General features: G+C 59.5%; 22 protein-coding genes and 1 tRNA gene. 12 read left to right on the forward strand and 11 right to left on the reverse strand.

What is annotated here, in order from left to right:
* Positions 1–117: 117 nt before the first annotated feature.
* From ACTT2I_RS06925 to ACTT2I_RS06955, 7 genes are all read right to left on the reverse strand, one after another.
* Positions 118–1410: an O-antigen ligase family protein gene (locus tag ACTT2I_RS06925; RefSeq protein ID WP_443096817.1), complete on the reverse strand. Its 1293-nt coding sequence runs from the start codon at positions 1408–1410 to the stop codon at positions 118–120.
* Between the two features lie 8 nt (positions 1411–1418).
* Positions 1419–2342 (reverse strand): glycosyltransferase family 2 protein, encoded by a 924-nt coding sequence (locus ACTT2I_RS06930; protein ID WP_421100428.1) that lies wholly within the window; start codon positions 2340–2342, stop codon positions 1419–1421.
* Positions 2343–2411: 69 nt separating this feature from the next.
* Complete coding sequence (locus ACTT2I_RS06935) at positions 2412–3212, reverse strand: WecB/TagA/CpsF family glycosyltransferase (protein WP_421100427.1); 801 nt, start codon at positions 3210–3212, stop codon at positions 2412–2414.
* Between the two features lie 25 nt (positions 3213–3237).
* Positions 3238–4149, reverse strand: coding sequence for a glycosyltransferase family 8 protein (locus tag ACTT2I_RS06940; protein ID WP_421100426.1), 912 nt, complete (start codon positions 4147–4149; stop codon positions 3238–3240).
* Positions 4133–5569, reverse strand: coding sequence for an oligosaccharide flippase family protein (locus ACTT2I_RS06945; RefSeq protein ID WP_421100425.1), 1437 nt, complete (start codon positions 5567–5569; stop codon positions 4133–4135). Before ACTT2I_RS06945 ends, ACTT2I_RS06940 begins: the two co-directional genes overlap by 17 nt.
* Entirely contained in the window at positions 5566–6684 is a 1119-nt protein-coding gene (locus ACTT2I_RS06950) for a polysaccharide pyruvyl transferase family protein (RefSeq protein WP_421100424.1), read from the reverse strand. The genes ACTT2I_RS06945 and ACTT2I_RS06950 overlap by 4 nt, the downstream gene beginning before the upstream one ends.
* Positions 6681–7523, reverse strand: coding sequence for a nitroreductase family protein (locus ACTT2I_RS06955; protein ID WP_421100423.1), 843 nt, complete (start codon positions 7521–7523; stop codon positions 6681–6683). The genes ACTT2I_RS06950 and ACTT2I_RS06955 overlap by 4 nt, the downstream gene beginning before the upstream one ends.
* A 943-nt stretch (positions 7524–8466) precedes the next feature.
* Here ACTT2I_RS06955 and ACTT2I_RS06960 point away from each other — a divergent pair.
* Positions 8467–10695, forward strand: coding sequence for a polysaccharide biosynthesis tyrosine autokinase (locus ACTT2I_RS06960; RefSeq protein WP_421100422.1), 2229 nt, complete (start codon positions 8467–8469; stop codon positions 10693–10695).
* Positions 10696–10781: 86 nt separating this feature from the next.
* Here the strand turns inward: ACTT2I_RS06960 and ACTT2I_RS06965 are convergent, their stop codons facing one another.
* On the reverse strand, positions 10782–11399 hold the full coding sequence (locus ACTT2I_RS06965; RefSeq protein WP_421100421.1) for a phosphatase PAP2 family protein: 618 nt from the start codon (positions 11397–11399) through the stop codon (positions 10782–10784).
* Between the two features lie 283 nt (positions 11400–11682).
* Here ACTT2I_RS06965 and ACTT2I_RS06970 point away from each other — a divergent pair.
* A tRNA-Arg gene (locus ACTT2I_RS06970) sits at positions 11683–11759 on the forward strand.
* Between the two features lie 95 nt (positions 11760–11854).
* Here the strand turns inward: ACTT2I_RS06970 and ACTT2I_RS06975 are convergent.
* Together ACTT2I_RS06975 and ACTT2I_RS06980 are read right to left on the reverse strand one after the other, a co-directional pair.
* Entirely contained in the window at positions 11855–12019 is a 165-nt protein-coding gene (locus tag ACTT2I_RS06975; protein ID WP_293982842.1) for a hypothetical protein, read from the reverse strand.
* A 17-nt stretch (positions 12020–12036) separates the two neighbouring features.
* Positions 12037–12408, reverse strand: a complete 372-nt coding sequence (locus tag ACTT2I_RS06980; protein WP_421100420.1) for a hypothetical protein — start codon at positions 12406–12408, stop codon at positions 12037–12039.
* A 156-nt stretch (positions 12409–12564) separates the two neighbouring features.
* On the opposite strand from ACTT2I_RS06980, the gene ACTT2I_RS06985 reads away from it, so the two are divergent.
* The 10 genes from ACTT2I_RS06985 (at position 12565) to ACTT2I_RS07030 (ending at position 19148) form a co-directional block, all read left to right on the forward strand.
* Entirely contained in the window at positions 12565–13053 is a 489-nt protein-coding gene (locus ACTT2I_RS06985) for a DUF421 domain-containing protein (protein ID WP_088434082.1), read from the forward strand.
* A gap of 90 nt (positions 13054–13143) precedes the next feature.
* Entirely contained in the window at positions 13144–13383 is a 240-nt protein-coding gene (locus ACTT2I_RS06990) for a hypothetical protein (RefSeq protein WP_421100419.1), read from the forward strand.
* 190 nt (positions 13384–13573) lie between these two features.
* The gene (locus tag ACTT2I_RS06995; RefSeq protein WP_088434084.1) at positions 13574–14737 is read left to right on the forward strand and encodes a zinc-dependent alcohol dehydrogenase; all 1164 of its coding nucleotides are present in this window, start codon (positions 13574–13576) and stop codon (positions 14735–14737) included.
* A gap of 1 nt (position 14738) precedes the next feature.
* Positions 14739–15731, forward strand: a complete 993-nt coding sequence (locus ACTT2I_RS07000) for an acyl-CoA dehydrogenase (protein ID WP_421100418.1) — start codon at positions 14739–14741, stop codon at positions 15729–15731.
* Entirely contained in the window at positions 15728–16477 is a 750-nt protein-coding gene (locus tag ACTT2I_RS07005; RefSeq protein WP_421100417.1) for a PIG-L deacetylase family protein, read from the forward strand. The genes ACTT2I_RS07000 and ACTT2I_RS07005 overlap by 4 nt, the downstream gene beginning before the upstream one ends.
* The gene (locus tag ACTT2I_RS07010; protein ID WP_088434087.1) at positions 16474–17061 is read left to right on the forward strand and encodes a class I SAM-dependent DNA methyltransferase; all 588 of its coding nucleotides are present in this window, start codon (positions 16474–16476) and stop codon (positions 17059–17061) included. The genes ACTT2I_RS07005 and ACTT2I_RS07010 overlap by 4 nt, the downstream gene beginning before the upstream one ends.
* On the forward strand, positions 17058–17771 hold the full coding sequence (locus ACTT2I_RS07015; protein WP_421100416.1) for a glycosyltransferase: 714 nt from the start codon (positions 17058–17060) through the stop codon (positions 17769–17771). The genes ACTT2I_RS07010 and ACTT2I_RS07015 overlap by 4 nt, the downstream gene beginning before the upstream one ends.
* Positions 17771–18040 carry a PQ-loop domain-containing transporter gene (locus ACTT2I_RS07020; RefSeq protein ID WP_293982862.1) on the forward strand — a complete coding sequence of 90 codons (270 nt, stop codon included), beginning with the start codon at positions 17771–17773 and terminating at the stop codon, positions 18038–18040. Before ACTT2I_RS07015 ends, ACTT2I_RS07020 begins: the two co-directional genes overlap by 1 nt.
* Positions 18041–18209: 169 nt before the next feature.
* Complete coding sequence (locus tag ACTT2I_RS07025; protein ID WP_019183020.1) at positions 18210–18659, forward strand: PA2169 family four-helix-bundle protein; 450 nt, start codon at positions 18210–18212, stop codon at positions 18657–18659.
* A 201-nt stretch (positions 18660–18860) separates the two neighbouring features.
* Positions 18861–19148, forward strand: coding sequence for a hypothetical protein (locus ACTT2I_RS07030; protein ID WP_421100415.1), 288 nt, complete (start codon positions 18861–18863; stop codon positions 19146–19148).
* Between the two features lie 54 nt (positions 19149–19202).
* Here the strand turns inward: ACTT2I_RS07030 and ACTT2I_RS07035 are convergent, their stop codons facing one another.
* Positions 19203–19691 carry a GNAT family N-acetyltransferase gene (locus ACTT2I_RS07035; RefSeq protein ID WP_421100414.1) on the reverse strand — a complete coding sequence of 163 codons (489 nt, stop codon included), beginning with the start codon at positions 19689–19691 and terminating at the stop codon, positions 19203–19205.
* Between the last annotated feature and the right edge of the window lie 71 nt (positions 19692–19762).

A 19762-nucleotide genomic window follows, 5' to 3' on the forward strand; every position in this document is an offset into this window, starting at 1 on the left:
ATCCATGTGCATGGTGGCGAGGGTGGAAATGCTGTCGCATCGTGAATGTTCGCCGCCGTAAAGTAACGCGGATCAATGGAGTCCAGCACTGAATGGCTTGCCGGTGCACTTTGCCAGTCACTTGGCGTCATGGTTAATATCATGAGCTTGCAGGACATTTCTGGGCTCGGGCGATTTTCGCTCCATCATCGCGATAGAAAGAAAGAACAGGTAGGCCACCAATGGAATGGCGTCAATATCTTCAAATACGAGAAGCGGAATCATAGAGATGCATCCCGCCCCGAGTGCTGCGCGGTAAAGTGATGCGGAATTGATTGCAACTTTAAGCGATATGACTGTCACGCCGATGAAGAAGGCAAGGACGGTAAGTAGGCCCAGGGCTCCGGTCTTATACATTGCGCCAAAGAGTGTAGAGTGAGATCCAAGTGGGATCGCGAATACGTTTGTCCTCTCTTTTACGCCAAAGCCGATGATTGGGTGCTCTTCGATCGCGGCGGTCACGGATTTTGTGTAGAGATCAAAGCGAAGTGTCGAACTTTCAGCGCGAGTTGCATTGATTGAAGTCCAGGCGGAGGCTGCGCGGTCACCAAGGCCGAGAGTGGCCGCGGCCAACGTGGCTATCAGTGTAGATATCACGAAGAACTTGAAGTTCTGTGATTTCATTGAGCGCATTACGTAAAATATGGAAAGCAATCCTACAAAAAGAATTGTGCAGCCCATCGCCGCCCGTGATGCACTCAAGAAGGATATGATTAGACAGGCTGCGACGTAATATGCATAGCGGTAAAGGTTTTTTGCGCTCCAGTCCGAAGGGGCCGCCAAGGTCAGGAGCATCAGCGCGAGCATGCCCAATGCTGTTGGGTATGGGCTCATGATACTAAGCCGCGCTCCTAGACCGAGGGTTGACCAGTCAGCGCTGGTGAAGTGGAGATTTGTATTAGCGGCTAGATTCTCGGGTAACAGGTCGGCATTGATAACCAATCCGAGCAGAGAACTGAGTCGAACCGACCCCCGCGGCGCGAATAAGAAGTAGGAGATGATGCATAGTGTGAGTAGTATGGTTAGGATAAGTCGAGACGACTTCCTCGTTTGTTCATGCTTTCCTCCCTGTGTGCTGAATATAATGGCGCCCATTACCCAGATGGATAGGTTGTATAGCGCTGCGAGGACGCGAATGAATTCTGCGCCCTGGATTGCTGCCCAAGAGATTGATGCTGTATAAACGATGCAGTATGCGAGAATAAGAGACTGTATGAGTGTCAGATTGTTGAGTCGACCATTGCTACGCAAAAGTGCGCCGGCGGTCGCCAGTTGGTAGGCGACTGAGCTAAGGCCGGAGACCCAAACTAAAGGTGACAGCTTCACCATTAGCGGCTCGATATTCTGTCGGCTTGAAGGATGATTGTTCATCAAGGTCATCAATGGGAGCGGCCAAAGGTACCTACCACCAAGTTGGCAATTCGCCGGTAAAGCTGGGGAGGTAGGTAGATCTGTATTGCGGCTCGAAGTGCGAGGGAGGGGCCAAAGGCGCCCCTAAACAATGCGGTGAAGTACAGTGCGCTCGCCTTTAGTCGACTCTTTCCAATGGCAGCCTTCGCTCCGTGCCAACCGCGGTAAGCATGATATGAGCGAGTTGTCATTATCAATCTATTTCGATCCGTCCACTCAAGAATAGATTCATGGCGGCGGTTGCTAGATACACGATTCGCGGCGGAGTCATCTCTCCATATTACTAGCGGCGCGTCAAGCATCGTGAAGGTGCAGCCCGATGCGGCTAAACGGATGCAGAAATCTGTATCCTGTCCAAAGGGTAGCGATTCATCAAAGCGGACGCTCTTGGCGATCAGTCGATCGACGACAATTGTAGAGGTCTGAATAAATCCCTGATTGGTGATTAGATACTCATCAATCCGCTCTCCACGCTTTGGCGCCCTGCTGGGTTTAATCCAGGATTTGTCCAAGCCTCGATTAACGATGACCTGACTAAACAGAACGTCCGTGGAGCTAGTGCATGCTCCGAGAAGTTTCTCATTTGCCGTGGAGAGCTTGTCGGGCAGAAAGAGATCATCGCTGTCAAGAAAAGCGATGTATTCGCCGGTTGCTTCATCGATACCAGTGTTTCGCGCAGCGCCACCCCCCCCGTTCTCGCGCCTAACGACGCGAAAGCGTGAGTCACATATCATCGCCACCGCTTCTTCGAGTTCTTCGACATCAGAGGACCCATCATCGACTATGATGCACTCGTAGTTTTCGAAATCTTGCGCGACTACAGACCTAAGTGTAGTGGCGATGATATAAGCTCTATTGAATGCGGGAATTATGACGCTAAATCGAGGCTGCATAGATTTTCCTGCGGGTTCGCACCTTGCTGCTTAGCATTCTGTCACTAGAAAAATGGCGTCTAGCGTTTTTCATTGTCGGCGAGTAGTGTGCATCGAGTGATCGGTTAATGCGATCCAAAGCGCGTGCGGTGTTGTCTTGAGATATCGGAGGAATAGTGATTTGGGGCGAGTCGCTAAGCGATGAAGCCATTCAATATTAGTGTATTGCATCCATCTCGGAGCGCGTGGGTAGTCGCCGGTAACGTAGTTGTAGCAGCCTCCGCAGGTGATAATCCAGCGAGCTTTGAGTTTATGTTGCCAGCGCACGCAAAACTGCTGTTCTTTTGGCTTTCCGAGGCCCACCCAGAGAATTGCGGCGCCTGATGCGTTTATCTCGTCGACGAGTGTTTCCTCTTCCTCAGGGGAGAAGAAGCCGTTACGTCGTCCAGCAATATCGAGCCTCGGGTATCGGTCCTTCAAAATTTCTACGCATCTCGTGCTCACGTGCTCATCAGAGCCCAGCAAAAAGAAGCTATGGCGGGTGTCCTGAAACGCAAGTGCGAAGTCGTGGAGCATATCCGTGGTTGCACTCCGCTCGGGAATCGGATCTAGCCTAAGGTGCTTAGATAGTGTCACGAGAAAGCCGCCATCAGCATGCACGATGTTGGCGAACGGAATTGTCTTCGCGAATTCTGCATCGGTGCGAGCTAACGAGAGGGCGTGCCCGTTGGCATCGAAGACGAGCTGAGCGGGCGAGCTTACGTTTGCGCAGTCATAGAGAGCGAGCTCAACAAGGTTGCTACGAGATGCACACAAGATATCGAAATCACCGAAGCGCACTTTGGGATAATTTGGTCGATCACCGGCGTGTGCACTGGCAATGATTTGCATGGCTTTTATGTCACCTGGGGGTGGTTTAGAAGAAGTAAGGATTTGATTCGATGAGTGCATATTTGACTTGCCGAATGCGTCCTATAAAGAAATCTGCCGCGAACCCTCTGCGCGATACCATAACGCTCGTCCTCAGCGTACGGTACTCCCTGGCATACCGAATTCTTGAGCTGCGGTGCCACTGCTTATGACCGGCGGAGAAGTGCATTATCGCAGGATCGTTGAGGAATTCGGTCTGCCATCGGGGATTTAGCTCGGCGTCCAGCGAGCGATAGCCCAGCAACATGGAGACTTGGCAATTGTAAGTGGGGTCAAGCTCTACCCATCTCCCGTACATAACGGCATTCAGCGCATCCTGGTCCGGCATTTGCAGCAGGCGCTTATTGGTGGACAGGTAATCCAGTACCTTCTGCTTGACTCCGTCGCGCAGCCACTCGACGGTGTTGATTAGTAGTACGCCAGAATTGAAGTATGCGTCTCCCTCCTTTAGGCCTAGGCGAGTCGCATCATGGAATGGATTAACGACAGCGGCCGCCAAATTGCCATCCAAGTTGGTGTCAAATAGCGAGGATATGTCCTTGCGCACCAGTACGTCGCAGTCCAGATAGAGCACCTTCGGCGCCAGGACGAGCTCGGGGATCATCAGTCGGTAGTACATGCCCCGGGTGATGTGTGTAACTTCCAGCAGATTCTCAAACTGAGATGCGTCTATAACATGAGTGCGAACCTCGCCTGAGCATATTGAAATGATGTTTTCCCTAAATTGGCGGCTCGGCTCCTTATCTAAAACTATATCGACAGCGATCGTCCGGCCGGAAGAGTTCGATCGAATCACAGATTCAAGGGCGGGAAGGATGAAGTCGGCATATTTACCATCCGCGCAGAAGCACAGTTGAATGGGCGCTTTTGGCGCCTTAGTGTTAACGTTTGAAGGCATATTCGACCAGCTTCTTATGGCTTAGTGCCAAGTAGAGGGACATCGTGCCCGCGAAGAGGGCTATGGTGAGTGCGAAGTCTCCTTGCACAAAATTAGAATAACCAACAATTTTGAATATCACGATTGCAAGGCTTGCGGATGTGATGGCGTAAGGTGAAAGGTGGCGGGCCAACTGAACCAATGCTCCGGAAGCCGAAATGCCGACAAACTTAGAAGCAGAAAAATAGAACAGCATTCCCACGGTGCAGCGCTGAAGTCCTATGGCGACGCAGGCGCCGATAACCCCGTGATAAGTTCCGCCGATCCACACAAAGAGAATCAATGAGGCTGCATCTGCTACAGATACCAGCGTGCGACTACGGTATCGACCCATAGCCTCTAAGGCAGAAGATCCAAGTGGTGAGGAGAGCAAGCGCGGGGGAACGGCGAGAGTCACTATCAGGGCGAGAGGAATTGCGTCATTCCACTTTCCCGACCATACTGTGTGAATTAGGAGTGGGAACCAGACTAATAGCGAAAGACAAAGTGCGCCAGTGATCAAGCTGAGAGCATCTCCAGCTTTACGCAGTCCCGCCCTAGTTCGATCAACATCGTCCTTTATTGCGGAGAATAGCGGCAGGAGGAGATGGTTGAGTGCCATCCCAACTAGCTGAACTGCAGCTGCCATTAGCTGGTAGGAGAAATAGTAAAGGCCCAGGCTCGCCTTGCTTAAGAGGAGTGAGAGCACTAGGTAATCCCCTCGGGTGGCAATGTTACTCATGTACGAGCTTAGGATTAGCCACTTCGATCGGGATACAAATTGACCGAAAGACTTTCGGTTGGGCCGGATGCCCCAGGCGATAGGTTGCTGTCCATGACGATACATCCAGTATGTCACGAGGGTCAAAATAATCTGAGAGGCGACGTAGCTATAAATGCCAGCGCCCATGGCGGCAAGTGCAGCGAGAGTCGCATTGCTTACAAGAACTGACGTGGACTCAACTTTTGAGATTCTTTTGAAGTCGAACCGAATCGAGAGCCGTGCTTTGTAAGGCAGTGCGGCGATGTTAAAGGGCATTGCCAGCACAAGTGCGACAGTAATCCAGACGAGTCGGGGGTCATTGTAGTAATTGGCAATTAGTGGGGCTGCTGCGACAAGGATGGCGACGCCGCTCAGATTTAGGACTTGCGCGGACGCAGTCAGGCTCGGGGCCATCGCTTCGAAATTGCCGCGGTTTTCTTGAAGCACCTGATAAAGGCCAACTTCTTTGAAGCCTGCGGCAAACAGATAGACCACCGATATGATGGCTATCAGTCCAAAATCCTCTTTGAACAGGAAGATTCCCATTACCCATTGTGCAATGAAGGCGGAAACTCTACTTGTCACAACGATCAGTAGTAAGTGTTTGAAGCCTTGCTGGCCTACCTTGCTGAGATTCATGCTTTCGAAAGCGCTTCGACTAGATAATTCTTGGAGAAATCAATCTTGCGCAGAAGTTGATCGCTCATTCGCAAGCGTGCCCCCTCATCGGCGACCTTCGTCACAACGCGTTGCAGGTGATCTGTATTGTCGTCGACGAGGAGCAGGTCCGCAGCAGAGAAGTCCTTCATCAGTCCAATGATGCGCTCCGAGCGCCAGCCGGACGTGTAAGCGATACATGCTGTACCAAATTTCTGAGCGAAGATTATCCCGTGAAAAGAGTCCGTCACCACGAAGCTGGCTGATTGAATTGCTTTCAGGAATTCGAGTGGGCCATGCGAGTTTATGAGATGAGTGGCCCAGCTTGGTTTGTCGAAGTTCTTTTCGCCGTTGATGAAATGCACTTCCATATCGGGATGGCGCTTAAGAAGTTCTCTGATAATTCCCTCTGCAGTAGAGAAATTAACTGGATCAAGAGCATAAACAACGACTGGCGAACCTTCAGAGCTTTTAGAGGGATCAGGCTCGAATTCCGCAAAGTCGTGGAGTAGTGTCGGGTCGACAACAACGGCTGCGTCGATTCCGGTGATCCTATGAACTATATTGCGACTGACCTCGTTGCGGATTGCAATTGAATCGAACTTCGCTAGGTCGGCGGCAGCGCACGACAGTGCCTCTTCGCGTTGCTCCTTGGTTCCGAAACAGGACGCGTAGCTGACCTTTCGCACGATTCCGTCTGGCAGAAAGCCCTGATAAAAATAGGAGTCATACTCGGGCATGAACTTGGTATTCCAAGTCTGGTCGCTCCCAGTTAGCACAACGTCAAACCGGCTGACGCTGCTCTGTATGTCTGCCTTTGTCTTGATGCTATGGTCAAGCGGAAGTCTGCGCCTAAATTGATCGAAGCGCTGGTAACGTCTAGACTGACGCAGTCGTCGGAGGACCGCCGTAATGGGGTTCTGTCGACGTAACCCTAGGCCTCTAAAAAGAGACGTGTTGCCAACCAGGTAGTTTGGGTGGCTCACGGGGACGCTAACAGTGTGACCGAGCTTCTCCAATGTTTTGCTGGTCGCGTACGCCTGCAGCAGGCCGCCGTAATTGTAGTTGAATGAATATGTTAGAAGCAGGATTCTCATTGAGCGCACCCTTGCGAAACGAAGTGGGCCACGTCACTCAGCGGTCTTCGCTCTGAGCGCGCAACTTGATAGGCCTCCTTCAGTGCCCCAATGGCGACCATCATAACTATGCTCTCTGATGGGGGGAGGTAGCCAAGTTTCCGGATGCCAATATCGCACATCACAGGTGCGGACCAGTTCAGTGGGCACGCTCCATAACCCTGCGCGTGGATTGCGAGAAGAAAATTCTGTGCAAACAGCCCTCCATCGATCCAGTGCTGGTATCTTTCGATTGGTTCCAGCATCTGAGCAATATCTACAGTGATGATCGCAATCACATCAGCTGTGTCGCCGAAGCCGCGATTTCCGTTCTGGTAAGAGAGAGCTTTTTCCCTGTCCTCTTTCTCGGTCAGAAAATAAATATGACTTGCCTGGCGATTGCAGACGCAGGGCGCGTGCTGGGCCGCAATGGCTGCCTGTAGAAGGACATCTCGAGGGACTGGCATGCCCGAGAAGGTACGGACAGAAGCGCGACTGGTGAGAAGTGAGAGGTTGGATCTCGCGTCTACTGTGCGCGGCTCGGGGAACTTTACAGCCTGATCGGTTACTTCCACGCCGCGGTTGCGAACGTTTTCCAGGATGGCCGCCACGGCATGGTGGGACGTGGCCGCATTCCGTCGATTGAAGGCAGCGTAACTCTCCAGTGCGTCCGCGGACAGCAAGACCTCATGGTCGCAAATTCCGTCAAGCAGTGCGGATTCCATTTGCGCGCTTAGGCGTTTGGTGACTTCGACCCCGAAGCCGGGTCTGGGCGCGGGTAGTGCAAGGCCCTTCTCCACCATGTGGTAGTGCTTCGTCATTTGGGCGCCTCGCGTGACTGGGCTGGTCTTCGCACGAAACGTCCCGCTGTACCGTACAAATCGATAAATATCGTAAATATAAACCTTCAGGTATCCGTAAATGGTTCTTACGATAGTGTGGGGTGATTGCATTTTATGTGTCAGTGCTTAGGTGAGGGCTGTCGATGGCGGCTGCGGAGTGCCATTCATCTGGTTCTTGGATTAATCCATCCTGCGGTCGCTTGCTTGGCCTCGCGGTTGGTAGGCTAGTTCAGCGATAGGCCGTGAGGCTCCGTTGCCAGGAGGCGTTAGGCTGAGCCCTTGAGCCACTTGCGAGGATCCATTGTGTTTAATGCGCCGGGTTTCGTTCTTGCGCTCGTCAAGGTCGGCGCTGCAACCTTGTGACTGAAGGATCCCACGGCCTTGATCTAAGTTCGGTATGACCCTGTGCCACAGAGCAGCTCCTTCCCCGCAGATCATTGAGTAAAAGTGTGCTGCTGTTCCAAATTCTATGGCTTTCGACAAGCTTCTTGGATTTGGCGATATGCGGTGGTAGAAGGCGATTGACTGCATAGGTATCCTTCCGTAGATCTCGAATTCGGTGAGCCACAATTCGCACAGGCGACGCGCCCCTCTCCATGGGTTCAAGTCGGGGCCGAATCATAGCAATGTGGTCGCGACGTGCAATGGCCTGGTAGGAAAGCGGTGGCGCGTGGCGTTGGTCTGGGATCGTAGTGGGTGGTGACCAGCGCGGTCTGAGGCGTGTGTGACGATTCCCTCCGCCCTGAGCCAGGTTGCGGTAGACTGTATGGCTGAACGAGCGCTTTAGGTCTGGGGGTAGGGTGCATTGTCCGCAGACGGAACAATGGCTTTGCCTCCGACTCCGACCGGATAGACACGAGTTCTCGATTTTTGAACGAGCATTATGCCGCTTCGCGGCTGTTCCCGAACTGAAGTGGAAGCAATGACAAAGCAAACGGAATCCCGTGGCGTCAAGGATGATGAGATTGATCTGCGCGAGCTTCTTGGTGTACTGATCGACCGGAAGTGGTTGATCATTGGCGCTACTGTGCTGTTCTTCGTCATTGGTACTGCATACGCGCTTCTCGCTCCACCTGTCTATCAAGCACAAGCCATGGTGCAGGTGGAGTCGAAGATGCCCGCAATCCCCGGGATATCGGAACTTACCTCAATGGGTGGGGGGGGCGTCGGGGGTGCTGCTACCACTGAGGTGGCGCTGCTCACCTCGCGCGCAGTCATTGGAACAGCGGTAGACCAGCTTAAGTTGGACGTAAGGGCGCAGCCTATGCGCTTTCCATTGGTCGGCGATTACTTTGCCAGGTGCTTTACGCCTGAGGCACTTGGCAGCGTAGCGGCACCGCGTTTCGGTGCGTCTAGCTACGGTTGGGGCGGAGAATTGCTCAGCATACATGACCTTCAAGTGCCGCAATCCCTTGTCGACGTGCCGCTGGAACTTCGGGTTGGCGATAAGACCCAGTCTTATACGCTTTTCGACGGCGATGGAAACGAGTTGCTCAAGGGTCATCTCGGCCAGCCTTCCGAAGGCAAGGGTGTGCGACTGGAGGTGGCTGCCTTGCAAGCCAACCCAGGGACTCGGTTTCAGGTAACAAAGTTGCGCCGCCTGGACGTTGTCAGCCGACTGCAATCCGCAGTCAACGTAGTGGAACAGGGCAAAGACTCGGGCATTCTGCAAGTGACATTCGAAAGCCCGGACCCCGCCGCTGCGCAACTCTTTGTTCAACGGGTGGCCGATGCCTATGTGCGTCAGAATGTCGATCGAGGCTCCGCTGAGGCCGCCGCGCAGCTGCAATTCGTGAAGGAGCAGTTGCCGACCGTACGCAAGCAGGTGGAGGAAGCGCAGCAGGCGATGACGTCCTATCAGTCCAGCGCAAACTCGGTCGACATCACAATGCAGACCAAGGGGCTGCTGGATCAGGAAGTGGCCGTCGAAGCCAGTATCCAGCAGTTGCGTCTGAAGCAGGCTGAAATGGATCGCAGCTTCACCCGCGAGCATCCAGCTTATCGCGCATTGCTGTCTCAGATCGGCAGTTTGGAGTCGCGCAAGTCGGGTTTTCAGCGTCAAGTCGGTCAGCTCCCAGATACGCAGCAGGAACTGCTACGACTGACTCGAGACCTGCAGGTCAGTAATGAGTTGTACACGGCCTTGCTCAATCAAGCTCAGCAGCTGGACGTAGCCCGGGCCGGCACGGTGGGCAATGTGCGGATCGTGGATGATGCTGTCGTGGACACCACCAGCCCAGTGAAGCCGCGCAAGCCATTGATCATTGCGGTCGCTACTTTGCTTGGTGCGTTTCTTTCCATAGCTTTCGTGTTCCTCCAGCGCATGCTGAATCCAGGGATTGAAGATCCCGCAGACATCGAAGCGTTGGGTCTCCCGGTTTATGCGGCCATCCCGCTTAGCGTGTCCACGGCACTCCCGAAGCTACGAAAGGGTAAGCATGGTACGCGCGTCGTTGCTGACGGGCGTCAGCATTTGCTGGCTGTGAATTCGCCAGCAGATCCGACGGTGGAAGCGCTGCGCAGCCTGCGGACCAGCTTGCATTTCGCGATGCTGGAAGCGAAGAACAATGTTCTGACCATTTCCGGCCCGCGTCCCGGGGTAGGCAAGACGTTCGTTTCCACCAACCTGGCCGCCGTTATTGCGCAAGCTGGGCAGCGCGTGCTGGTCATCGATGCCGACATGCGCAAGGGCACGTTGCACAAGATCCTGGGTGTTCCCCATCAGCGGGGTCTGTCCGACTTCTTGTCTGGGAAGCTGGCCGCAGAGCAGGTCATTCTTCCTGTGGAGGGCTTGAACAACATGCACTACATGGTTCGGGGCGACATTCCGCCGAACCCGGCCGAGCTGTTGATGCATCCGCGCTTCGTGCAACTGCTTGATACGGTGTCCAAGCAGTACGACCTTGTGATCGTGGACACGCCGCCCATCCTTGCAGTGACCGATGCCGCCCTCGTGGCAGCTCATGCTGGCTCCAGCCTGCTGGTGACGCGATTTGGTGTAAATCAGCCGAAGGAGATTGAGTTGACCATGCAGCGTTTCGAGCAGAACGGGGTGCAGGTGAAGGGTGCCATCTTCAATGCGGTTGAGAAGCGCGCCACGGGCTACTACAGCTACGGGTACTACGAGTACGCATCCGACGACAAGAGCTGACGATTCTCAGTCGCCGTAAATTGGAGGCCCGACGCAATGCGTCGGGCCTCTCTCGTTTGGGGCGCGGGAATGGGTTGCACTTGTGTCTATCGCCTCAGGCCCTGACTGCGGCGGAGCATTTCGCGATCAAACTCCTTCACGGAGCCAGAAAGCGCCTTGGCGACCTTAACTACCAATTGGTGCGTATGCACTTGGGGGATGGCGGCCGGTACACATGCTCCCACTGCAAGGGCCGCGATGACCCATCGGCGTCGAAGGCACGGGATCGGCGTGGCCCTCGATAGCGTAGCGAGGCTTCCGGCGGCCCCCAAAGCAAAACCGCTGATCACCTCTGACCAGCTATGCGCATTCAAGGGCAATCGTGAGTATCCGATGGACGCCGCGAGAAGTAGCCCTAAAGCCGCACCCCACCTGCCAGTCTTTCCGCCGCCAGTCAGTAACCAAAGGATCACCGGCCACACCAGTGCGGAGATGGCCGCGTGACCACTGAAACCTGTGAAGTCTATCGATGCAATGCCGAGGCCCCATCCAAGGAAGGCCAGCTTTGATGCCAATACGATCAGCCCAATCGCCAGCAAGGCCACTACCCATCGGCGCGCCCAAGGGTGGCCGCGCCATAAGCCGATAGCGATCAGCAATACTGCGGTGGGCAGCAACAGCCTGCTGTCGCCCAATTGAGAGAGCGTTGCCCAGGGGTTAGTCATGGAGCAGGCGGCAAGGGTAGGGCGGCCAAGGATAGGCTACATGGGAGGGCGCAGAATGAGCCCGACCCGAATTCCCTTCATTGGCAGGCTTGCGCTACGGCAGGGCGCTCGCAAAGCATAGGAGACCCAGAACACATGGAGGTAGTGATGCCATGGCAAGCGGGCCGCATTGGAGAGGGTTTCGATGTGCTTCGGAGGCTTGTTTCAAGCTTGGTCCCGACACGCCGCGGCCCTATGAATTGGGCATCAGCTGCCGTTTCGCTGTATCCTTCACGCCGCGCAAGGCCCCGTAGCTCAGCTGGATAGAGCGTCCCCCTCCTAAGGGGAAGGTCGCCCGTTCGAATCGGGCCGGGGTCACCATCCTTGCCCGTTCCCGGCTGTGGGGCGCTGGCGGCGGAACCTTTCTTCGCGCTGGCAGTGAAGTGGCGGTCTCAAGCGCTCCGCCGCTCCAGACCTCACACCTTCCCCGGCCGCTCATAATCCTCAGGCGTGGCCCCATGCTCCGCCTCCGGCATGTCCTTGTCCTTCCACCGGGCGTCATCGTTTCTAAGCTTGTCCGGCGTATGGCTCTTCTGCTGGTCGTCTTCTTTTGTGGCGGGCGCTCGCGGTGCGGTAGTCATGACATGTCCTCGTTTGATCAGCGATCCAGCGTCTGCTTGCCAGACGTCCCGCCCTGGCCAAAGTTCGGCTGGGTGATGCCGTCATCCTTGCGGACGCCATCCGGCTCGCCTTCACCGGCCTTGCCGCCCTTGCCGTGGCCGTGCTGGTTGTAGCCCTCGTTCTCCGTCTTCAGCCGTGCTGCATCCGGATCTTTCTCGTCTTTGTCATCTTTCGGCGGCTTGGCCGCCACGAACGGAGAGATCGGGTCACTGGCCGGGAACGTCTCTTCCAGCGCTTCGTCGTGGTTCTCCGAGGTGCGCTTCTTGTCGACCTTGCCTTCGGCGGGCGGGCAGCTGTGCGCGGCGTGGGCGTCTTCGGTGGAGGCGGGCGGGGTCTTGTCGTGCTGCATGGCGTGTCTCCTGCGCGTACGGGTAGGGCGGTGATGCCTCGACGCTAGCCCTGCCGCTGTTACGAAGCGGCAGGGATCCCGTGAAGGGCGGGTGCTCCCATCGGCTTCACCTGGGAGTTCCTATCGTCCAGACCTCGCCACACGGAGGCTGCCGCGATGCATGAGATGTTCGAGCTGGGGATGGAGTGGTGGGAGTTCGTGGTCCGCGCGGTCGCGGTGTATGTAGTGGTCCTGCTGCTGACGCGCATGAGCGGCAAGCGCTCGATGGGGCAGTCCACGCCGTTCGACATCCTGGTGATCGTGCTGCTGGGCACCGCTGTGCAGAACTCGCTGATCGGTGAGGACACCTCGCTGCCCGGCGGGCTCATTCTGGCCGCGACGCTGATCGGGCTGAACTGGTTCGTCGGCTTTCTGGGGGCGCGCAGCAAGCGACTCAACGAAATCGTGGAGGGCGTGCCGGTGGTGCTGGCGCGGCACGGCACGATCTACTGGGAGCAGGTGAAGCGCTGCAACGTCAGCCCGGCCGATCTGGAAGTGGCGATGCGCGCCAATGGGTGCGAGGGCTTCGGGCAGGTCGAACTGGCGGTGCTGGAAACCTCCGGCGAGATCACCGTGCACAAGCGCCGTTCTGAGGGGGATGACTGAGCCGCGCCGTTCGCCAAATGGGCGCCCTCGCCGGATGTTGACGGTACGCCGCGTAGCGTCGGACGCTGCCCCTCAGAAGGAACATGCGCCATGTACACGACAGCGAACGGCGAAGCAGCTGCTCCCTTTGACACCGTGATCGCCCAGGTGCCTGACCCGGCCCCGGAGCCCGTGCCGCCCGCGCCGCCGGTGGAAGAACCCGGACGGGGCGATCCGCCCGCGCAGGAGCCTCCGCAGGAAATCCCACCGGAGGGTGACCCCGCGCCGGCATCGCCGCCGCAGGAACTGCCGCCGGATCCGGAGACGCCGGCGGCGCCCTCGGTGGAATAGGCCACCGCCGCAAGAGGCCGTGGCCGCGCCCTCAGAATGAATGATTCAGTCCTCATGTACTGCGCAGTGCCATGCGCTTCAGCGCTGCCGTGCGGCGCATTCGCCCGGATAGACACGCCGCACACGGTGCGGTCACGACGCTGCCACGCCGTACCACGTACGAAAGAGGTACTTGGACACGGAGTTTGCTATGCGCGCACTGACTTACCACGGCAGCAAGGATGTACGGGTCGATACCGTCCCCGATCCCGCCCTGGCCGCCCCGGACGACATCATCCTGCGCGTCACCGCCACGGCGATCTGCGGCTCGGACCTGCATCTGTACCGCGGCAAGATCCCGGATCTGCATACCGGCGACGTGCTCGGCCATGAGTTCATGGGCGTGGTGGAGGAAGTCGGTGCGGGCGTGATGGATCTGCGCCCGGGCGACCGCGTGGTCATTCCATTCGTGATCGCCTGTGGCGAATGCTTCCATTGCCGGCTCACCGAGTTCGCGGCCTGCGAGACCACCAATACCGGCAAGGGCGCGGCGGTGAACCAGAAGGGCATCCGTCCGCCGGCGGCCTTGTTCGGCTACAGCCATCTGTATGGCGGCGTATCCGGCGGGCAGGCAGAGTTCGTGCGCGTGCCGAAGGCCAATGTCGGCCCGCTGCGTATTCCGGACGCGCTCTCCGATGAGCAGGTGCTGTTCCTCTCGGACATCCTGCCGACCGGGTACCAGGCGGCGATCAACGCCGGGGTAAAGCCTGGCTCCACAGTGGCGATCTTCGGTGCCGGCCCGGTCGGGCTGATGAGTGCGGCGTGTTGCCGCCTGCTGGGGGCGGAGACGATCTTCATGGTCGATCACCTGCCGTATCGCTTGGCCTTCGCGCAGCAGACCTACGGCGTGACCCCGATCGATTTCACCAAGGTGGAGGATCCGGCGGAATACATCATCACCCAGACCAACGGCCGCGGCGTGGATGCCACGATCGAAGCGGTCGGCTTCGAGGCCGAGGGCAGTGCGCTGGAATCGGCGCTGACCACGCTCAAGGTGGAGGGCAGCAGCGGCGTGGCGATCCGCCAGTGCATCGCGGCCACGCGTCGTGGTGGCACGGTGAGCATCCCCGGTGTGTATGCCGGCTTCATTCATGGCTTCCTGCTCGGCGATGCGTTCGACAAGGGCCTGACCTTCAAGATGGGCCAGACCCATGTGCAGAAGTTGATGCCGGAACTGCTCGACCATATCGGCGAGGGTCGACTGGATCCGGGTGTGATCGTGACCCACCGGCTGTCGCTGGAGGACGCGGTGCGTGGCTACGAGATCTTCGACCGCAAAGAGGAGGATTGCCGCAAGGTAATCCTGACGCCCTGACATGAATGCCGTGGCTTCTCTTGTACCGCCGGCGGCACCGCAGCCGGTGACCGATGGTGATGACCTGCAGGCGCAGGCGCGTGCGTGGATCGAACACCAACCCTCGTTGCCGCGCCCCGGCAGCGGGGATACGCTGCTGCGCTGGCAGGCGCTGGCGCATATCGCCGCGCGCGACCTGTGCCTGGCCAAGGTGCTGGAAGCGCACTACGACGCGCAGGCGATCCTGGAAGAGCTGGGCGCCACCATGCCGGAGCGAGATCAGCTGGGTGCGGTATGGGCGGCCGAAGGACCTGCGGCGACCCTGCGCTTTGATCGGGCCAGCGGCACGCTCTCCGGTGACAAGCCATGGTGCTCCGGCGCCGGCTGGGTGGACCATGCGCTGGTGACGGTGCGCGATGACGGCCGCTCACGCCTGTTTCTGGTGCCGGTGCATCGCGCGAGTGTGAGTTTCCTGCCGCAGACGTGGCAGGCCACGGGCATGGGGCGGGTCCCCAGTAGTACGGCGCGCTTTGATCGGGTGCCTGCCGTTGAAGTGGGGGCGGCCGATGCCTATCTGCAGCGGCCAGGCTTCTGGCATGGCGGCGCAGGTATCGCGGCATGCTGGTTCGGCGGCGCGAGCGCGTTGGCCGAGCCGTTGCTGCGCAGCGCGCGGGCCGATGAGCCGGGCACGGCGGCGGGCCTGCTGGGTGAGGTCGATCTGGCACTGTCGCCCTGTGCGTCACTGCTGCGCGAGCTCGCCGCGCTGATCGATGCACAGCCCGATCAACCCCATCAGCGCGAAATCGTGCGGGCGCGCAGCGCCGTGGAGCGTGCCGCCTCCCTGACGCTGGACCGGGTGGGCAGGGCGCTGGGGCCTGGCCCGATGTGCATGGACCCGGCGCACGCCCGGCGTTGGGCGGACCTGACGGTTTTCATCCGCCAGAGCCATGCCGACCGCGACTGGCAGCATCTTGGCAACCTGATGCATCGCGAGGGCCGCACGTGGACGCTGTGAATCGTCAGATCGAAGGCGGCGGCGTGACCGAAGCGCAATGGGCGGCCTCGCCGTGGTTGCAGACGCTGCCGCTTGCCTCCCCTGTGGCGCTGTTCGGCGGTGCGCGGCGGCTGGTGGTGGTATCGCCGCATCCCGACGATGAAGTATTGGCCTGCGGCGGCCTGATGGCCCTCGCGCATCAAGCTGGGCTGGCCATCACCGTGATCTCGGTGACGGACGGCGAAGCCTGCTATCCCGATCAGCCCGCGTGGTCGCCCGAGCGGCTGCGCGTGGCCCGTGCGGCCGAGCTGGACCACGCGCTGCATAGCTTGGGGCTGGCGAGCGCAGCGCGGATCTCCTGGCACATCGGCGATGGCGCGGTGACGGCCAGCGAGGCAGGGATTGCCGAACAGTTGGCGGCCGCACTGGAGCCAGGGGATCTGGTGCTGGCCCCATGGCGTTTCGATGGGCATCCGGACCATGAAGCGGTCGCGCGCGCCTGCGTGCAGGCCGCCACGGCGCGCGGCGTCGCCTTGAAGGAATACCCGGTGTGGGGCTGGCATTGGCTTGATCCGCAGGCAGCACCGACGGCGTGGGCAACGGCCACGCGCGTTGCGCTGGATGACGCCTTGGTGGAGCGCAAGCGCGGCGCGATCCAGCAATTCGTGACCCAGACCGGGGCGGTGGATGGACTGGACTGCGAGCCCATCCTGCCGGCTGCCGTGCTGCAGCGCTTCGAACGGAACTACGAGGTACTGATCGGATGAGCGATGTCGCCTACTTCAATGCGCTGTACGAGAAGGACGATCCCTTCCAGTACCGCACCCGCTGGTACGAACAGCGCAAGCGTGCGCTCACCCTGGCCAGCCTCCCGCGCGAGCGCTTTGCCCGCGGGTGGGAGCTGGGCTGCTCCAACGGTGTACTCACCGCCGCGCTGGCCGAGCGTTGCGATCACCTGCTCGCCACCGACCTGAGCGACGGCGCGGTCGCCGCGGCGCGGGCGATGACCCGCCGCCACACGCACGTCACCATCGAACAGGCCCGTCATCCACAGGACTGGCCGGCCGGCACCTTCGATCTGATCGTGCTGGGTGAGATGGGTTATTACCTCTCGCAGGAGGAGATGCGTCAGACCGCCGCGCAGGTCGTCCGCTCGCTCACGCCGCAAGGCATTGTGATCGCCTGCCATTGGCGCGTTCCGTTCGAGCAGGCGCGCTGCAGCGCCGCGTTCGTGCACGCGCAGCTCGATGAGGGTCTGCCACGCGTGTTCTCGTATCGTGACCAGGACATGCTGCTGGAAGGCTGGTCGGCCGATACCACCTCGGTGGCCGAGCGCGAGGGCCTGCGATGATCGCCGTGAGCCTTCCCGCACACAATGAAGAGCAATTGATCGCCGCCTGCCTGCAGTCGCTGCAGGTAGCCGCATTGCATCCCGCGTTGCGTGGCGAGGCAGTGGTGATCGTGGTTGCCCTGGACCGCTGCAGTGACGCCACCGAGTGGATCTGCCAGCGCATGGGGGTGGAGGTGGTGACGGTGGATGCCGGCTGTGTCGGCGTCGCGCGTGCGGCGGCGAGTGAGCGTGCGTTGGCACTGGGCGCGCGCTGGATCGGCTGCACCGATGCCGACAGCGTGGTTCCGCCGGACTGGCTTGCGCGCCAGCTGCAGTGTGGCGCGAACGCCTTCTGTGGCGTGGTGGCTGTGGGTGACTGGCTGGACTACCCGCAGGCCGTGCGCGAGCAGTTCCTGCAGGGCGAGCACGCGGTGGACGGACATCCGCACGTACATGGCGCGAACATGGGCTTCAGCGCGGTGGCGTACCGGCAATGCGGCGGCTTCGCGCCACTGGCGACCGGTGAGGATGTTGCGCTGATCCAGGCCATGCACGGCGCCGGCATGCAGGTAGCGCGGCTCGCCAGCCCACGGGTGATGACCAGCGCACGCCGACATGCCCGTGCACCGCACGGCTTCAGCGACTTCCTGCGTCGGCTGGAACAGCGCGTGGGCTTGGCCACGGACGAGGTGGTGGGCGACGCGGCGCCCCTGTCGTTGCTGGCGCGTTGATGGACACCATTGACCTGCTCGGCTGGGCGGCGACGGCCGTGCTGATCGCCACCTTGTGGCGGCAGATCTGGAAACAGTGGACGGCCGAGGATCCCGAAGCGGTATCCACGTGGTTGTTCGTCGGGCAGATGACCGCCTCGGTGCTGTTCATCGCCTACAGCGCGGCAACCGGGTCGCTGGTCTTCGTCGTGACCAATTCACTGATTCTGCTCACCGCCATCGCCGGGCAATGTCTGTCCTGGATCAAGCGCCGACGGGCAGGGAAGTAACGCGCATTTCGCGCCTCGACGACGCGCCGTGCACATCTGTCGCGCAGTGCGTTGAGGTCGCTGAACACTCGCATTTCAGTGTCACGCCGACTTCATGGCCGATGCGGAAAAGTCGACTCACCCCGACAACAACACACGGGCCAAACCGGACCAACAGGAGTACATCGCAGTGAATACCGAATCGAAGACCGCGCATAACTTGAACGACCTGATCGAAATCGCCCGCGATGGCCAGGAGTTCTACACCGAGGCCGCAGGCAAGGTCGAAGATGCCGAGTTGGCGGCGCTCTTCACCCGTATCGCCGGTGTCAAGAATGAGATCGTCCGCTCGCTGAGCGCCACCGTCGTTGCCGCCGGCGGCAAGCCGGCCGACCATGGCACCTTCGTCGGCTCTATGCAGCAGTTCTACGGCAAGGTGCGCGCCACCCTGGGCGACAAGCAGTACGGCTACGTGGCCGAGCTGGAAGAATCCGAAGATCGCTTGCTGAAGGCGTTCAAGGACACCCTGACCGACGCCGACACCTCGCCGGCCGCGCGCCAGGAAGTCCAGCGTCTGCTGCCGCAGGTGCAGGAATGCCATGCCGTGATGCGCGACCGCAAGCACGCCATGAAGCACTGAGTTTCAGGCGCGCAGTGCGCTGGCCACTCCCCACGGTCGCCAGTGCGCCGCTTCCCTGAAGCGGTAACCAGAACAGCCCCGGCACTGCCGGGGCTGTTTGTTTGTGGCCGCCAGGCCGGGTGGCAGCCAGGGACCGGACGGCGCCGAACGGTGGTGGGGGAATTGGTGCATACTCGGGACAAAGAGCCGCTTGGATTTGTCATGGAACACATGCGTTGGCTGACGCTTCGTCTCAGCAACAATCAATCCATCGGCCCGAAGGTGCTGATGGACCTGTGGGCCAACGCGTGCGAGACCAATCAGTCCTCGGTGACCCGCGAAACGCTGCCCGGGAAATCGACCTCCTACGCGCTGCACGCGCCGACCTCGCTGGCCTATCCCAAGCACGCGGAGCTGCGCATGCGCAAGCTGCTGGAAGAGGCCGGCTACACGTTCACGCTCGGCTCGCTGGCCGACCGTCCGGCACCGCAGCCGGTCCGCTTCCGCTGACACCGTTCACCGGCGCCGCATTCATTCTCAACACATGGTGCCGCAACCGCGCGTTCAGTCGAGGCGGTCGGCGGCCACGCTGCGGACCATGATCCGGACTGGCATGCCCGCGGCATGCTGCAGCGATTCCAGCGGTGCCCAGCCCAGGCGGCGGTACAGCCCGCCATCATCGGCTTCGGTCTGCAGGTAGACATCGCGCACGCCGAGCGCACGGCCGCGTGCCAGCAACTCCCTGATGACCTTCTCGGCCAGGCCGCGCCCGCGGTGTTCCGGATGCACGTAGACGCCACCCAGCCAGTGCAACCGCTCCGGGCGTTCAGTGCGTTCATGGAACTTGAGCTGGGCGGCGGCGACCGGGACCGCGTCGTCCAGGGCGATCAGCAGCAGGGGCAACTCGCCATCCTGCAGGAAGACTTCCAGCCGCTGCTGCTGGTCGAGCAGGGTCAGGCCCGGCACGAGGCGTCCCCATTCCTGGCAATACCACTCGGCCAGGACGGGCAGCAGGTCGGGGCGGTCACTGAGGGGGACGATGGTGCAGGCCACGGTGAACGCTCCATGTTGTACGGGTCGGCTGCCATGGTACGCGGATGCGCGCGCTTTTCGTGGCCGCTTGC

It is taken from the genome of Stenotrophomonas sp. PUT21, from assembly GCF_052232875.1.
GTDB classification, from domain to species: domain Bacteria; phylum Pseudomonadota; class Gammaproteobacteria; order Xanthomonadales; family Xanthomonadaceae; genus Stenotrophomonas; species Stenotrophomonas maltophilia_N.